Consider the following 15,029-nt stretch of genomic DNA (forward strand, 5'->3'; position numbering starts at 1 on the left):
ATTGCATTCGGCTGCCTGCGTGCTAAGCTCGCCGCAAGTTGCAGTTTGGTTTCCCTTGCAGTACAGAGCCTGCGGAGCATGTAACCCGCAGGCTCTCGTCGTTTTCAGACTTATGCAGTTGTTTCAACAATCGCAGGTTCTGGAGCAGGGCAACCCTTTGGCCCAAGGAGGGCTTATGGCTACCGGAACCGTGAAGTGGTTCAACGCCGAAAAGGGCTTTGGATTCATCGCCCAGGAAGGCGGAGGCCCCGACGTCTTCGTCCACTACTCCGCGATCAACGCGAACGGCTTCCGCTCCCTTGAGGAGAACCAGGCCGTGAGCTTCGACGTCACGCAGGGCCCGAAGGGTCCGCAGGCGGAGAACGTCACCCCCCAGTAGTGGGGGCGCCCCATGCGAATGGGGCGTGTGACAGTTCCGGTGACTTGATCCGGACATGGATAGCAGTACCCAAGGAGCCCTTCCTTTCCGCGTGAGCGGATCGGCGGGGCTCCTGCCTTTCTCTGGCTCCTGGGCCTTCAGCGGCTCCTGGGCCTTCAGCGGGACGGGGTGCTCTGTACGCTGCGGGGCCGTCGTGGCTGGGCGCGCAGTTCCCCGCGCCCCTGGCGGGGCCGGGGCGCCGCTTCTCAGACGTGTTGCATGACCAGTACGAATGCCGTGCCCGGCTCCAGGGCCTCGTACAGGTGGGGGACGTCTCCCCGGTACGACATGTAGTCGCCTGCGGCCAACTCCACCGTCTCGCCGCGCGGGCCGGCCAGCAGCCGCCCCGTACTGACGACCAAGTGCTCCACGGAGCCGGGAATGTGCGGGTCGGACTCCCGCGCGGAGCCCGGCTCCATCGCCCCGTGGTAGATGTCGCGCCGCACACCGGCGGGGCCCGCCGAGAGCAACGTCCCCGCGTACGAGGCGCGCTCGGCATGCATCGTCGGGCCCTGCCCGGCCCGGATCACCGTCACCTCGGGCGCCGGCGACTCCACCAGCACGCTGAAGGGCACGCCCAGCGCCACCGCCAGGGCCCACAGCGTCTCGATGCCGGGGTTGCCCGTGGCCGCCTCCAGTTGGGAAAGCGTCGACTTCGCGACGCCCGCGCGCTTGGCCAGCTCGGAGAGGGAGAGCCCCGCCTTGACCCGCTCCCGGCGCAACGCGGCCGCGACCCATTCGCGGGGCAGGCGGGATCGGGCGGCGCCGCCGTCCTTGCCGTCAGTCATGCCGTTCCGCTCCCTCGCCTCTGAGCTTCTGAGCTTCTGAGTTCTGAAACCTTGCCGTTCGCTACAGCGGACGAATCGTTCGCCTTGACGAACATCACCCTCTCCGCCCATCCTACGACGTATGCGTTCGCCACACCGAACAGATGACCCACCCCGCCGAACGAACGATGGTTTCGTTCGCCTCTCCCACCTCCCCCGCGGCGTCCTGCGCGACATCGCCCTCGTCTGGCTGGCCGACGCCGTCGTCGGTGTCTCCTTCGGCGCGATCGCCGTCGCGGGCGGCCTGCCCGTCTGGGTGCCGGTCCTCATGTCGCTGCTCGTGTACGCGGGCTCCGCCCAGTTCAGCGCGGTCGGCATCCTCGCGGCGGGCGGCGGCGCGGTGGCCGCGACCGCCACCGGGCTGCTGCTCAACTCCCGTACGGCGGCGTTCAGCCTGGCCGTCGCCGACAGCCTGGGCCGCTCCTGGGCCGCGCGGCTCCTCGGCGCGCACCTGATCACCGACGAGACGGCTGCCTTCGTCCTGGCCCAGCCCGACCAGAAGCGACGCAAGGCCGCGTTCTGGATATCCGGGCTCGGCCTGTTCGCCGTGTGGAACGTCAGCGTCCTCGGGGGCGCGCTCGCCGGTTCCGCGCTGGGCGACACCGCCCGGTTCGGACTCGACGCCGCGTTCCCCGCGGTGCTCCTCGCCCTGGTGCTGCCCGCGCTGCGCGGCGACAGCGCGACGCGGCGGGCCGCGGCCGCCGGTGCCGTCATCGCCGTCGCCGCGGCTCCGTGGCTGCCCGCCGGGGTGCCGGTTCTGCTCGCGCTGCTCGGGCTCCTAGCGGCGCGGCGCGGACCGGGCCGTCCCGCACGTCCTTCCCGCCTCCCCGAGAGGAGCGCCTCGTGAACGCCTACCTCGCCTGCGTCCTCGTCCTCGCCGCCGGAACGTACGCCTTCCGCCTCGCAGGCCCCCTGCTGCACGGGCGCGTCGAACTGCCGGTCCGCGTCCAGGAGTTGCTGACCGTAGGCGCGACGGTCCTGCTCGTCGCGCTGCTCGCCACCGGTGCGCTCACCGAGGGGCACGGTTTCGCCGGGTGGGCGCGGCCCCTCGGCGTGCTGGCCGGCGGGGTGCTCGCCTGGCGGAAGGCTCCCTTCGCCGTGGTCGTGGTCGGCGCGGCGGCGACTACGGCGCTGCTGCGTCTGGCCGGGGTGGCGTAGCCGCACCCCTCGCGTACAGCCCCTCCACCACGCCCGCGTACCGCTCCGTGACCGCACGCCTGCGCACCTTCAGGCTTGGGGTCAGCAGTCCACTCTCCACCGTGAAGTCCTCGTCCAGCAGGGCGAAGTCGCGGATGCGGGCCGGACGGGAGACCGTAGCGTTCGCCGCGTCCACCACCTCCTGGACGAGGGCGCGGACGCGAGGGTCCCGTGACGGCGGTTCGGTCAGTTTCACGTCCTCCCGGGCCGCCCAGCCGCCTATCTCCTCCCCGTCCAACGTGATCAGGGCCACCGGGTAGGGGCGCTTGTCGCCCACCATCACCGCGCGTGACACGAAACGCGAGCGCTGGACGGCGAGTTCGCTGAGGGACGGGGTGAGGTTCTTGCCGCCGGAGGTGATGATCAGGTCCTTCTTGCGGCCGGTGATGCTGAGGTAGCCGTCGGCGTCGATCGCACCCAGGTCGCCCGTGTGGAGCCAGCCTTCCTCGTCCAGGGTGGCGCGGGTGGCGGCCGGGTCCGCGTGGTAGCCGGGGAAGACCATCTCGCCGCGGGCAAGGACCTCCCCGTCATCGGCGATGCGGACCTCACAGCCCTCCACGGGGCGGCCGACCGTTCCGTACCGCACCGCGCCGGGATGGTTGAGGCTGATGACACCGGCCGATTCCGTCATCCCGTAGCCCTCGTAGACCTCGATCCCGCAGGCCCGCAGAAAGTCGATGACGTGCGGCGCGATGGGGGCGCCGCCGGTCAGCGCCCATCGGACGCGCCCTCCGAGCGCCTGCCGGACCAGGCCGTAGAGGGCCTTGTCGGCGGCTTCGTACGCTTCCTGGAGTTCGGGCGGCAGGACGCCGTCCGCCGCGAGAACCCCGATGCGTACCGCCTCCTCGAACCGCTCGCGGCCCCCTTCCTGGGACTCCGCGAGGGAGAGGACCACGGAGTACACCTTCTCGAACAGGCGCGGCACGGACGGCAGATGCGTGGGCTTCGCCTCGGCCAGCTCGGCGACGACGTTCTCGATCTTCCCGCCGAAGAAGCAGAGCTCCCCGCCCTGGATGAGGGTGGTGAACTCGATGAGCTGGGCGAGGAGATGGGCGAGCGGGAGATAGAGGTACGTGGAGTCGCCGGGGCCGCCCTCAAGCAGCGGGAGGGTGGCGGACTGGACGGCGCCCAGGTTGCCGTGGGTGAGGAGACAGCCCTTGGGCAGGCCGGTGGTGCCGGAGGTGTAGATGATGGTGGCGAGGTCGGCGGGGGTACGGGACCGGGCCCGGCCCAACAGGGTGTCAGGGGACCCCCCGGACTCTCCTTCGGGCCCCTGCTCCCCCTCCCCTTCCCCCTCCGTCATGAGCAGCACGTGCCGCACGCCGGGCAGCCTGGGCCGCAGACGCTCGATCTTCTCCGCCTGCGTGGCGTTCTCGCAGGTCACCACCGAGGCGTCGGAGTCTGTGACGACCCACTCGACCTCCTCGTCACCCGCCGTCGGGTAGACGGGGACGACCACCGCGCCCGCCGCGAAGACGGCGAAGTGGGCGTAGGTCCACTCGGGGCGGGTCTCGGCGAGGATCGCGACACGGTCGTCCGGGCGGACACCGAGGCTCATCAGGCGCAGACCGACCTCCCGTACGCGTGCGCGTAGTTGCTCGTACGAGACCTCCTCCCACGCCCCGCCATCCGACTTGAAGCGGAGGGCGGGAAGCTCGCCGTGGCGGTCCGCCGCCCACTCGGTGAGGACGGCCAGGGTCTCGGGACGCTCCGTCGGCTGCATGTGTACGACGCTAGGGACAGTGCGGGCCGTCAGGGGATGACGGGAAGCGTCAGCGGAGTTGGCCGCGGAGCTCAACCACCGTGCACGAAGATCCTCAGAAGACCCTCCTTGTCGTGTCGGCATGGGGCCGGGCGGGACGGGGGAAGGAACTCCCATGCCCAGCCGGACCATCACCGTCCACCACGTCCGCGCCATGCTGCACGGCGCCGAGCGCCACGGAATCGACACCGTCCCGCTGCTGCGCACCGCCCAGATTCCCCCGCTGCTCCTCGGCGACGACCGGGCCCGCATCACCGAGCTCCAGTTCGCCCGCCTCTTCCGGGAGCTGTATCGCGCCACCGGCGACGAGTTCCTCGGCCTCGGCTCGGCGGTCAGCAGGCCCGGCACGTTCGCGATGATGTGCCACGCGTCCCTCGGGTGCCGTGACCTCGGCGCCGCGATGGAGCGGGGCGTCACCTTCTACGGGCTGTTTCCGGGCGGACCTGACCTCACGCTGGAGCACCGCGGGACAGGCGGCGCCGTTCTCGCCGTACGCAATGATCTCGAACGGGACTTCTTCCTCGCCGAGTGCCTCGTCATCATCTGGCACCGCCTGTGCAGCTGGCTGATCGGGCGCCGCATTCCGCTCCACTGGGCGGAGTTCGGGCACCCCCCTCCCCCGCACAAGGACGAGTACGGGCTCCTCTTCGGCTGCCCGGTCCGCTTCGGCGCGCCACGCACCGGTGCCGGATTCGACGAGCGCTGGCTGGCCGCGCCGCTGATCCGGGACGAGGCGGCGCTGGAGGGGATGCTGAACCGCGCGCCGTTCGACCTCCTCTCGCGGCGCGAGTACGGGACGACGGTCGCCGAGCAGGTACGGCGTGCCCTGGCCCGCGCGCTGCGCACCTCGCCCCGGCTGCCCTCCCTGGGCGAGGTCGCCGCCCGCCTGGCGGTGAGCCCCGCGACGCTGCGCCGCCGTCTCGCCCAGGAGTCCACCTCGTACCAGCAGTTGAAGGACGCCGTACGGCGTGACGCGGCGATCGCCGGGCTCGCCGAGGGCACGGAGCCCATCGCCGATCTGGCCGCGCGCCTCGGCTTCTCCGAGGACACGGCCTTCCACCGTGCGTTCCGCCGGTGGACGGGGACGACGCCCGGCGCCTATCGCTATGAGAACCGGGGTCAACAAAGCTGAGCGCTCCCGCCAGCGCCGGACCTACCCGTCAGTCACTACGTTCGTCGCCTGCACACCCCAGCCACTGAGGACTGTTGGGAGAGCCGCATGCACGTTCGTACCAGCGCAAGAGCCCTGGCCGTGGTGGCCGCGCTCGGTCTTTCGGCCGTCACCCCGGTGACGGCGCAGGCCGCCCCGGCCCCGGACACCGCCGCCCCCGGAGACGTCGTCAGCTCCGCACCGAGCAGTTTCCACCCGCTGCCGGGCCAGCCGACCCACACCAAGGCGTGGAAGATCAACTACCGCTCGACGACGGCGACGGGAGAGCCGAACACCGTCTCCGGCACGGTCATCGTCCCGCAGGACGGCAGGAAGGGGCCCCGCCCCCTGATCACGTACGCCGTCGGAACGATCGGCATGGGCGACCACTGCGCCCCGAGCGCGGGCTTTCCCCGGGGGACGACTCTCGAAGCCAACCTCATCCAGCAGCTCACCCTGCGGGGCTGGGCGGTGGCCGTGACGGACTACGAAGGGCTCGGCACCCCCGGCGACCACACCTACACGGTCGGCAGGGCCGAGGGCCAGGCCATGCTCGACGCCGCACGGGCCGCGATCCGCCTCCCGGAGGCGGGGCTCGGCGAGGACACCCCGGTCGGCGTCATGGGCTACTCGCAGGGCGGGCAGGCGGCCAGCTGGGCGGCCGAACTGCACGGGTCGTACGCCCCCGACCTGAAGGTCAAGGGCACGGCGACCGGTGGCGTACCCGGCGACCTGATGAAGGTGGCGGACTTCAACGACGGTTCGTACGGCTCGGGCCTGATCTTCATGGCGGCGATCGGCCAGAACGCGGCCTTCCCCGAACTGAACCTGGAGTCGTATCTGAACCCCGCGGGCAAGAAGCTGCTCGGCGCGCTGCGCAACAGCTGTGTGGCGGACGGCGCGGTGCTCGGCGCTTTCAAGAAGATCGACGACATGACGGTGAAGAACCCCCTCGACCAGCCCGACTGGCAGCAGCGCCTTCGCGAGTCGCAGGTCGGCACGCGGGCTCCGGACGCGCCGGTGTACCAGTACCACGTGCTCGCCGATGAGCTGATCCCGTACGGCGTCGGCAAGCAGGTGCGCAAGGACTGGTGCGCCAAGGGCGCGAACGTGGAGTGGCACACCGTCCCGCTGGGCGAGCACGTCTCCGGAGTGATCACCCAGTCACCTCTGGCGGCGAACTGGCTGGCGGACCGCTTCGCGGGGAAGCCGGCGCGGGGGAACTGCTGACCGGCTCCGAGGGCTGACGGCGCGCGGCGGCTTCGGGAGGCCGCCGCGCGCCACTGCTCAGCCGGCCGTCCGCTCCACCGGAATCCACAGCTCCGCGTCCGCCTGCGTCCCGTCGTCCGAGAGGCGGGTCCGCAGGATCTCGGGCCCCGGCCTGCTCTGGTACGGATTCGACGGGAACCACTGCGTGAACACGTCCCGCCACATGTACTGGAGCGTCTGCGGAAACGGCCCCGAGCTCTCGAACACGGCCCAGTTCCCGGCGGGCACGGTGAGGGCGTCCATGTCGTCAGGCACCGCGGCACTGCTCACCACACCGTGCCAGTAGTCGAGTTCGGTCCCCTCGGCGCGGCTCTCGTCCAGCTTGTCGCTCACCGAGATGATCCCCCGCGGCTCCTGGTCCGACAGGCTCTCGATGCGTTGCAGCGTCTCCCGGCCGAGCCCCCGGATGAACGCGGCGATGTCCGGGTTCACGCCCTCGTGCACGAGCGGAACGCGCGCCTTCCTGCCGACGACACGGAACTCGTCCTTCTCCACGACCTTGTACTGCATGCTGCTGCTCCCTTCCACGGTGAGACGGAAGGACATCCGTGGCTGGGACCGCAGCGTCGCGCCGCCCCGCCTTGCCTCACCGGGGCCCACCCCGTGCATCCCGCGGAACGCCCGCGCGAACGCCTCGCCCGACGAGTAGCCGTAGCGCACGGCGACCTCAAGGAGCGTCCGCTCCCCGCCGAGCACCTCGGCACCCGCGACGGTCAGCCGCCTGCGCCGGATGTACTCCGACAGCGGCATCCCCGCCAGAGCGGAGAACAGCCGCCGGAAGTGGTACTCCGACGTCACGGCCGTCCGCGCCAGGTCGGCCACGTCGATCTGCCCGTCGAGGTGGGCCTCGATGTGCTCCATGGCCTGGTTCAACCGCTCCAGCACCCGGATCTCCTTCCCTTTCGTCACTCACGTTAGGAAGGACCCACCCTGCCGGACCCGACATCTTGTGCCCGGTCCGGTCGGGATCACATGGCGGCCCGGGTCTGATCAAGCCGTCCGTCCGACGTGAATCACCACGATGGTGACCGTCTCCTGGGTGATCTCGTACATCACCCGGTACCGGCCGACATGCATGCGCCGCAGATCAGGGGACCCGTACGCAGCCGTGCCGGCCGGGCGTGGGTCGTCGGCCAGCAGGTCCACCGCGTCGAAGAGCTGCCGCAGCCCGTCCGGATCGTCCTTCAGGAATCGCGTGGCGGTATCGATCACTTGCGTGCGCCAGATGATCTGGTAGCTCACTCACGCTCCAGACCGAGCCGGGCGCGCGCCTCTTCGTGAGGGATTCCGGCAGGGGTACCGGCGGCCTGCTCCGCCCGGTACTCCGCCAACGCCAACGCGTCTTCCAGGTCGGCCAGTTCCTGCGGATTGATCAGCACAGCCGCCGGCTGCCCGTGATCAGTGATGGTGATCCGCTCCCTTGCATGCGCGGTCCGCCGGACCAGCGAGCCGAAACGAGCGCGGGCTTCAGTCATGGGCAGCGTCTCACTCATGCACTGAACTGTACACTTCTCGCCACTTCTGTACTCGGTGTTCCGAGTCACCCGAGGCCCCTGGGGGCAATACCCGCCGCCAGCCGCACCGCGTCCGCGTACGCGGCGACGTCCGTCGGGCCCGGTGCCGGGCGGAAGGTGTCCGGGACGTCCGTCTCCTCCTCGGCGGCGCAGGCCGCGCACAAGCCGTGGCGCCGGACCAGGGGGTCCTCATCGCCCGTGGTCTCGCAGAACAGGCAGACCATCACGCGCCGCAGCACGGTCTCGCGGCCGTGGGCCTCGCTGATCTCGGGTGGCATCTTGTCCTCCAGGCGTCGTTTCGCGATACCGGCCGGGTTGTGGAGCGGTTCCGGGAGCCCGGCGGTCAGGGCGTGGTTCAGGTGGGTCACTGTCGCGCCGCGCGCGAGCCAGGCCGCGGCGAGGGGTTCGAGGCGGTCGCAGTCCGCCGCCGAGAGCGTCAAGCGGGGTTCGGTACGGCCAAGCTCGGCGAGGGTGCGGTACGCGGCGGAACGCGGCGGGGGCCCGTCGCCGACCGGCGGCTCGCCCTCGCCGCCGTCGCCCTCGCCGTACGGGTCGTCCAGCATCACGCCCCGCACGCTGCGGCAGAACTCCCACCACCAGGCGGCCGTACGCGGCGTGCGCGACCAGTAGGTGCGAGTCACCCAGCGGCGCGCGCCGCCCTCGCGGACGACCTGCTCTTTGATGCGGCGCAGATACCCGGCGTGGGACAGGGCCTTCAACGCACTGCGGACAGCGGCCTGCCCGTACCCGGCCATGTGCTTGGCGAGCGTCTTGTGGTCCATCGCCGCGCCTTCGGGCAAACGGTCGATGAACCCGGCGATCGACGCTTCACGCTTGGGCAGCAGTTCGAAGTCGGCGCGGCGGGCCCGCTCTTGCTCGGGCGCCAGGCGTTTCCCGTACCCCGGGTTGGCCATGGGGTGTGCGGGGGCGGGCAAGGGGGAGCTAGGCTCATTGGAAGCCATCGGATCGTGCCTCAGCTTTGCGATCTCGTTGGATAGACCCCGGACCCGGTGTTCCCGCACCGACCGGGGTCGTTTGACGTTTGTCGTCGCGAACCTAGAGCACATCTACGCTCGGTCGCAACCTGATCACAAATTGTCATCTCCCCTGGTGCGGCGGGAAGTTGAGCCGCCTCAGCAAGGGCGGGAGGGTGGGTTCAAGCCTTCCAACCACTCCTTGCAAAAGAGAGCTCGGGGCTCGGAGCTCGGAGCTCGGCCCAGACCGTCTTGCCGATCAGGCGCTCCGTGACGCCCCACGTTGCGGCGATCGCCTCGACGAGACGCAGCCCCCGGCCGGTCTCCGCTTCGGGGTCCGGCGGGCGCAGCTCCGGGGCGCGGTCGCCCCGGGCGTCCGACACCTCGATACGGAGCGTGCGCGTCGACTCCACGTAAGAGAGGCGGAGTTCGAAGTCCCTTCCGGGTACGTGGCCGTGCGTGACGGCGTTGGCGGCCAGCTCGGCGGTGATGTGCGCTGCCGCGTCGGAGAGGTCGCTGCCGTGCGGGATGCCCCAGGCTTCCAGCTGGTGGGCGGCGAGGCGCCGGGCGAGGCGGGCACCTCTGCGGGTGGGGCTGAGCCGCTGCGCGAACTGCATTTGGGGGGTGGAGATTTGGGATTCCATGTCACGGAGCGTGGTCGTTGCGCTCTACGCTGACCAGGTACGACGCCGCGACGGAGCGTAGCTGTACGGCTGCCCTGTGCTGTCTGTCGGGTCGTCGGCCGTGACCATTGGACGCACGCGAAGGCGGTACGGCATGGCGAACACGGAACCTGAAGAGCGGCGCCCGGAGCGGCCCGCCGAGGAGGACGGCACGGCCCATCTCTTCCGGGCCATCGGCAAGCAGATCAAGGTGCTGCGGGTCGGCGCGGGCTTGAGCCAGAAGGAACTGGGGGCGCGGGCGCACTGCGGGGAGGACCTGGTCTCGGCGATGGAGCGGGGGGTGCGGACGCCGCAGCCCGAGTTCTTGGAGCTGGCAGATCCGTTGCTGGGGGCGGGTGGGGTACTGCTGGCCGCCATTGATGACGTACGGGAGGCGCAGAAGAAGGCGCGGACGCGGCACCCGGAGTGGTACCGGGGGTACGCCAGCTTGGAGGCCTTGGCCGTTCAGCTGTACGTCTACACCAACCAGTCCGTTCCGGGCCTGCTCCAGACCGAGGCGTACGCACACGCCATGTTCACCCAGTGGAAGCCCCTGCTGAGCGAGGAGACCATCGAGAAGCGGGTGGCGGACCGGCTCGCTCGTCAGCAGATCTTCGACCCCTGGCCCTCACCTACGTTCAGCTTCATCCTGGACGAGAGCGTGCTGCTGAGGCCCATCGGCGGGAAGACAGTCCACAAGGAGCAACTGCGGAAACTCCTGCGCATCGGAAGCATGCGGACTGTCCAACTACAGGTGATGCCACTCGCTCGGGAGGAACAGCCCAGCTTGGACGGTCCGTTCACCCTGCTGACGCCCAAGAAGCAGCAGCAGGTGGCGTACATGGAGATCCATACGTACCCGCGCTTGATCACCGTTCTAGAGGAAGTCCGTGTACTGGCCGTCCGCTATGGGATCCTGCAATCGGAGGCCCTCACGCCCCGTGACTCGCTGGCCCTGATCGAGAAGATGCTGGGAGAACTATGAGCACCGAGAAACTCACCTGGTTCAAGTCCAGCCACAGCAGCGGCGGCGGCGGCGAATGCCTCGAAGTCGCTTACGCCTGGGCCAAGTCCAGCCACAGCAGTGGCGAAGGCGGCGAATGCGTAGAGGTAGCCCCCTGCCCCCACGCCATCCACGTACGCGACTCGAAGAACCCCGAGGGTCCCACCTTCGCGGTGAAGTCCACGGCGTGGACCACGTTCATCGCCCACGCGGCCGACTCCGGCATCTGACGAGTACGACCAGCTACAGTTTCTTGCCCCCACAGCACCACCACCTCACCACCTCCCCCCACGACTGCATCCCCATTTCCACCGAAAGGGAACGCCAGCCGTGAACCACCGCACCCGTCTCAGACCCGCAGCCGTCGCCTCCGCGGCAACCGTCGTCATCCTCGCCCTCGGATTAACCGGCACCGCGCACGCCACCGCGCCCGCCACGGCCGCCAGTTCCGTCAAGGCCGTCGGTGACGATCCGGACCAGCCCGAGAACCCCCTGTACGACGCCCCCGAGAGTTTCCACGTCACGTCCGGGCGTGAGTCCGTCTCCCTGTCCTGGAGTTCGCTCTCCGCGGCCACCGGCTACGAGGTCTACCGGGCCGAGGCGGAGGGCACCGAACCGGACGAGGTCGGGCCCTACGAACTGCTCGACACCGTCTCCGCGAGCTCGTACAGCGACACCGCGGGCGACGCCGACGTCTCGTACGCCTACAAGATCCGCGCCCTGGACGACGCGGGCCACTTCTCGCCCTACACCGAGCCCCTTCGCGGCACCCGGGACACCGTCTCCCCCTTCGCGCCGCGAGACCTCACCCGTGCACGCGAGGACGAGCGCGGTGTGACGCTGACCTGGCGCACCGGAGACTCGGACTCGGTGAAGTACGTGCTGTACCGTGCCGAATCCCCCAACGCCCAGCGGACGAAGGTCGGTTCCACTACGTCGCTGACCTTCCGTGACACGAAGGGCGAGGCGGGACGCACGTACCTGTACGAGGTGCGGGGCGTCGATGCCGTCGGGAACGAGTCCGAGGCGTCGAACGCCGTGAACGGCACCAAGACCGTCGGCTCCAGCACCGCTCCCAAGGCGCCCACCCTGGGCAACGCCCAGCTCGTGGGCAACCGGCTCAGCCTGTCGTGGACGCAGAGCCCGTACGTACCGGTCTCCTCCTACACCGTCTACCGCTCCAAGACCTCGCCGGTCGACATCACCGACCCGGCCAACCGCGTGGCCACCACGACGAGCCCCGGGTACACCGCCACGGTGGGCGAGGACGAGGGCGAGCGGGACTACTACTACGCCGTCGTCGCCACCTCCTCGTACTCCGTCGCCTCGCCCGCCTCCGCATCGGTCAAGCCGACGTACACGGAGCCGCGACCGCCGGGTGCCACGCAGGTCTACGAGATCACGCCGGGTGCGGGCAGTGTGCGCCTCAACTGGTTCGGTGTCCCCTCCGGCGGCAACGAGGCACCCGTGACCGGCTACCGCGTCTACCGCTCCACCAGTCCCGGCATCACCAAGGACAACGCCGAGTTCACCCACTCCACCAGCAGCACGGAGTACGTGGACCGCGGTCTGACGGGCGGCACGAAGTACTACTACGCCGTCGCCACCGTCAACGCGGACGGCCTGGAGTCCGCCCTCTCCCCCGAGGTGTCGGCCACGCCGACCGGCTGACGTGAGCCGGGGCCGGGTGGTTCGCCACCTCCCGGCCCCGGAGCAGCCCGCTCTAGCCCCGGGGCTCCCCGTACCAACGCCACGACGCACGACGTGCCTGTCCCGGCAGCTCGCCCCGGCCCGTCGCCCAGAGCAGCGTCGGCCAGGGCTCATCGCCCGAGGGGGCGTCCGGGAACAGGCGGTGGAGGACGCGGGCGCACACGTCGGCGGGCGGGGTCCATTCCAGCCCGAGGCCCGCGGCCAAGTCGTACGTGTGGACCAGGGTCTCCACGACCCCCATCGCCGCGAAGCCCTCCGGATCGGAGACCCCGAAGCCGTGGTACGAGCGGGTCGCCGGCGGTGTCGTGCGCACCATGGCGATCAGCAGCGCCCCACTGGCCTCCAGCACCTGGAGCAGCCCGGCGGGGCCCGCGTTCCGGTCCGCGTGGATGGCGTTGGACGGGCCGCCCGGCCTGCGCGGCTCCCAGACGAAGGGCACCTCGCCCTCCATCGGCGGCTGCCTCGGGCCGAGTTGAGCGGCGTACGCGAACAGGTCGTCGGCGAGGTGCTCCACCGTCTCCCAGCAGTCCCACTCCAAGGACCCCGCCTTGCCGTCCCATGCGGTGGGAGGTGCCTCGCGGAGTGTGGCGAGGGCGAGCTGGACGGCCTGGTCGAGGTCGTCGGGGGTGACGGGTCCGGGCGTGGGGGCGTCTTGTTCGGCTTGTCGGCGCATGCGGGAACGGTAGCCGCGCGTCAGGGGCAGGGGCAGGGCCGGGGCACTGCGGGCGTTGCAGCAAAATCCCGGTTCGGGAGGGTATCTCGGGGGCCTGAGCGGGACTTTTCTGCAATCGGTGGCTCTCACGGGCCGGCCCATGACTGGCCCCCGACTGGCCCCCGCTCAGCCGCGGGCGTCCCTCGGCAGGAGCCATGCCGCCAGCGCGGTCGTCGCGCACAGGAGCAGGCCCACGGCCAGGAGCGCCTCCCGCATTCCCGTGACCGAGAAGCCCGTCCCGCCGTCGGCTGCGAGGAGCGCGCCGAACAGCGCCACCGCCATCGCGCCGCCCGTCTGGCGCAGGGCGTTGAGCAGGCCGGATGCCGTGCCCGCGCGGTGGGCGGGCACCGCGTCCATCAGCAGGGCGGTCAGCGCGGGGACCGCGAACGCGCCGCCCATGCCCGTGGGGACGAGCAGGACGAGCACCAGCCAGAGCGGGGTGTCCGCGGCCAGCGGCAGGAGCACGAACATCGCGAGCGCGAGCACCGCCTGGCCCGCCACGATGACCCGGCGGCGGCCGATGCGCTCGGCCATGCGCGGCGAGACGAGGTTCGTCGACGTAATGATGACCGCGAGGGGCACGAACATCAGGCCTGCCGCGATCGCCGACATCCCGCGCAGCTGCTGGAAGTAGAGGCCGAGCAGGAAGACGATTCCGTAGAAGCCCGCGTTGATGGCGAAGCCGACCGCAAGCGAGACGCCGACCTTCCGCTCGCGCAGCAGCCCGAGCGGGACCATGGGCGCGTGGTGCCGCTTCTCGGCGGCGTAGAAGCCGAAGCCCGCCGCGACGGCGAGGGCGGCGGCGCCGAGCACCGGCACGCTGGTCCACCCCAGGTGACCGCCCTCGATGGCGGCGAACGCGAGCCCCGCGAGGGCGAGTACGGCGGTGGCCTGACCAGCGAGGTCGATGGGCGCGGGGCGCCGCACGGAGGGAGCGGTGCGGGCGAGGAGCGCCAGGATCACGGCCCCTATCGGCAAGTTGAGGAGGAAGACGGCACGCCAGCCCGCCGCCTCGGTGAGTACGCCACCGAGTACGGGCCCGGCGGCCATGGCCACGGAGCCGCCCACCGTCCACAGCGCGATGGCGCGGGCACGGCGGCGCGGGTCGTCGTACGCCTGCCGGATCAGCGCGAGCGATGCGGGCATGACGACAGCCGCGGCCCCGCCCTGCGCCACGCGGGCGGCGATGAGGGTGCCGATGCCGGGGGCGAGGGCGCAGGCGAGTGAGGCGAGGGTGAAGAGGCCGACGCCCCAGGTGTACGCACGCCGAGCCCCCGCCCGGTCGGCGAGGGCCCCCGCGGAGAGCATGAGGGCGGCGAACATCAGCGTGTACGCGTCCACGACCCACTGGAGCCCTGCCATGCCGCCGTGCAGGGAGGTGCGGATGGCGGGCAGGGCGATGTTCACGGCGGACACGTCGACGGTGATGACGGTGAAACCGAGGAGAGAGGCGAGGAGGGGGGCGAGGGTCGGGGCGGGGCGGGGGGTGGTGGGGGGCATGGTGCTGAGGGGTGCGGGGGTGGAGGCGGGGGCGACGAGGGAGGACGGCATGACTGATGACTCCGAGGCAATCGGGCGGACGGGCGAAAGGCCTGTTCGGCAAGGTGGCATTCCGGGCAAACGAGCGGGTGGGCGGGAAAGGCCTGTTCGGCAAGAAGGCGTTGCGGGGCGATCGAGCGGCGGGAAAGGCCCTGGGTGCAACCAGGGCTACGGGCTGCCCGCGCCCTCAGCCCGGCGGCAACCCAAGCCTCCGCCCAGGCCCGCCGCCCAGGCAGACCGCGACGTTCCTGGCCCTGGCACGGCCCCCCACAACCCGCCCCCACCGGGGACA

Annotated in this window: 17 protein-coding genes; 8 read left to right on the forward strand and 9 right to left on the reverse strand. The window is 70.8% G+C overall.

Going from position 1 to position 15,029, the window contains the following annotated elements:
* The first annotated feature begins 175 nt into the window (after window positions 1-175).
* A complete protein-coding gene (locus tag AB0I94_RS21635) occupies window positions 176-379 on the forward strand; it encodes a cold-shock protein (RefSeq protein WP_018528239.1) in 204 nt (67 codons plus the stop codon).
* 245 nt (window positions 380-624) lie between these two features.
* On the opposite strand, the gene AB0I94_RS21640 is transcribed toward AB0I94_RS21635, so the two are convergent.
* Complete coding sequence (locus AB0I94_RS21640; protein WP_363311196.1) at window positions 625-1,206, reverse strand: XRE family transcriptional regulator; 582 nt, start codon at window positions 1,204-1,206, stop codon at window positions 625-627.
* Between the two features lie 121 nt (window positions 1,207-1,327).
* On the opposite strand from AB0I94_RS21640, the gene AB0I94_RS21645 reads away from it, so the two are divergent.
* On the forward strand, window positions 1,328-2,092 hold the full coding sequence (locus tag AB0I94_RS21645) for an AzlC family ABC transporter permease (RefSeq protein ID WP_363311197.1): 765 nt from the start codon (window positions 1,328-1,330) through the stop codon (window positions 2,090-2,092).
* Entirely contained in the window at window positions 2,089-2,403 is a 315-nt protein-coding gene (locus AB0I94_RS21650) for an AzlD domain-containing protein (protein WP_363311198.1), read from the forward strand. The genes AB0I94_RS21645 and AB0I94_RS21650 overlap by 4 nt, the downstream gene beginning before the upstream one ends.
* Here the strand turns inward: AB0I94_RS21650 and AB0I94_RS21655 are convergent.
* A complete protein-coding gene (locus AB0I94_RS21655) occupies window positions 2,369-4,165 on the reverse strand; it encodes an AMP-dependent synthetase/ligase (protein ID WP_363311199.1) in 1,797 nt (598 codons plus the stop codon). The two genes, AB0I94_RS21650 and AB0I94_RS21655, sit on opposite strands and share 35 nt — an antisense overlap.
* A gap of 154 nt (window positions 4,166-4,319) precedes the next feature.
* On the opposite strand from AB0I94_RS21655, the gene AB0I94_RS21660 reads away from it, so the two are divergent.
* Both AB0I94_RS21660 and AB0I94_RS21665 read left to right on the forward strand, forming a co-directional pair.
* Window positions 4,320-5,336, forward strand: coding sequence for an AraC family transcriptional regulator (locus AB0I94_RS21660; RefSeq protein ID WP_363311200.1), 1,017 nt, complete (start codon window positions 4,320-4,322; stop codon window positions 5,334-5,336).
* 87 nt (window positions 5,337-5,423) lie between these two features.
* The gene (locus AB0I94_RS21665) at window positions 5,424-6,584 is read left to right on the forward strand and encodes a lipase family protein (protein WP_363311201.1); all 1,161 of its coding nucleotides are present in this window, start codon (window positions 5,424-5,426) and stop codon (window positions 6,582-6,584) included.
* A gap of 57 nt (window positions 6,585-6,641) precedes the next feature.
* Here the strand turns inward: AB0I94_RS21665 and AB0I94_RS21670 are convergent, their stop codons facing one another.
* The 5 genes from AB0I94_RS21670 to AB0I94_RS21690 form a co-directional block, all read right to left on the reverse strand.
* Window positions 6,642-7,508, reverse strand: a complete 867-nt coding sequence (locus tag AB0I94_RS21670) for an AraC family transcriptional regulator (protein ID WP_363311232.1) — start codon at window positions 7,506-7,508, stop codon at window positions 6,642-6,644.
* A 105-nt stretch (window positions 7,509-7,613) separates the two neighbouring features.
* The gene (locus AB0I94_RS21675; RefSeq protein ID WP_363311202.1) at window positions 7,614-7,865 is read right to left on the reverse strand and encodes a type II toxin-antitoxin system RelE/ParE family toxin; all 252 of its coding nucleotides are present in this window, start codon (window positions 7,863-7,865) and stop codon (window positions 7,614-7,616) included.
* Window positions 7,862-8,116: a type II toxin-antitoxin system Phd/YefM family antitoxin gene (locus tag AB0I94_RS21680; protein ID WP_363311203.1), complete on the reverse strand. Its 255-nt coding sequence runs from the start codon at window positions 8,114-8,116 to the stop codon at window positions 7,862-7,864. Before AB0I94_RS21680 ends, AB0I94_RS21675 begins: the two co-directional genes overlap by 4 nt.
* A 47-nt stretch (window positions 8,117-8,163) precedes the next feature.
* On the reverse strand, window positions 8,164-9,072 hold the full coding sequence (locus AB0I94_RS21685; protein ID WP_363311204.1) for a hypothetical protein: 909 nt from the start codon (window positions 9,070-9,072) through the stop codon (window positions 8,164-8,166).
* 221 nt (window positions 9,073-9,293) lie between these two features.
* The gene (locus AB0I94_RS21690; protein WP_363311205.1) at window positions 9,294-9,755 is read right to left on the reverse strand and encodes an ATP-binding protein; all 462 of its coding nucleotides are present in this window, start codon (window positions 9,753-9,755) and stop codon (window positions 9,294-9,296) included.
* A 133-nt stretch (window positions 9,756-9,888) separates the two neighbouring features.
* Here AB0I94_RS21690 and AB0I94_RS21695 point away from each other — a divergent pair, with 133 nt between their 5' ends.
* The 3 genes from AB0I94_RS21695 to AB0I94_RS21705 all read left to right on the forward strand — a co-directional run bounded on the left by AB0I94_RS21695 (window position 9,889) and on the right by AB0I94_RS21705 (window position 12,447).
* Complete coding sequence (locus AB0I94_RS21695; RefSeq protein ID WP_363311206.1) at window positions 9,889-10,758, forward strand: helix-turn-helix transcriptional regulator; 870 nt, start codon at window positions 9,889-9,891, stop codon at window positions 10,756-10,758.
* On the forward strand, window positions 10,755-11,006 hold the full coding sequence (locus AB0I94_RS21700; protein WP_363311207.1) for a DUF397 domain-containing protein: 252 nt from the start codon (window positions 10,755-10,757) through the stop codon (window positions 11,004-11,006). The genes AB0I94_RS21695 and AB0I94_RS21700 overlap by 4 nt, the downstream gene beginning before the upstream one ends.
* Window positions 11,007-11,106: 100 nt before the next feature.
* The gene (locus tag AB0I94_RS21705) at window positions 11,107-12,447 is read left to right on the forward strand and encodes a fibronectin type III domain-containing protein (protein ID WP_363311208.1); all 1,341 of its coding nucleotides are present in this window, start codon (window positions 11,107-11,109) and stop codon (window positions 12,445-12,447) included.
* 52 nt (window positions 12,448-12,499) lie between these two features.
* On the opposite strand, the gene AB0I94_RS21710 is transcribed toward AB0I94_RS21705, so the two are convergent.
* Together AB0I94_RS21710 and AB0I94_RS21715 are read right to left on the reverse strand one after the other, a co-directional pair.
* Window positions 12,500-13,159 carry a DinB family protein gene (locus tag AB0I94_RS21710; protein WP_363311209.1) on the reverse strand — a complete coding sequence of 220 codons (660 nt, stop codon included), beginning with the start codon at window positions 13,157-13,159 and terminating at the stop codon, window positions 12,500-12,502.
* Window positions 13,160-13,324: 165 nt separating this feature from the next.
* The gene (locus tag AB0I94_RS21715; protein WP_363311210.1) at window positions 13,325-14,749 is read right to left on the reverse strand and encodes an MFS transporter; all 1,425 of its coding nucleotides are present in this window, start codon (window positions 14,747-14,749) and stop codon (window positions 13,325-13,327) included.
* Between the last annotated feature and the right edge of the window lie 280 nt (window positions 14,750-15,029).

The sequence above is a fragment of the Streptomyces sp. NPDC050147 genome, assembly GCF_040660195.1.
Taxonomy (GTDB): domain Bacteria; phylum Actinomycetota; class Actinomycetes; order Streptomycetales; family Streptomycetaceae; genus Streptomyces.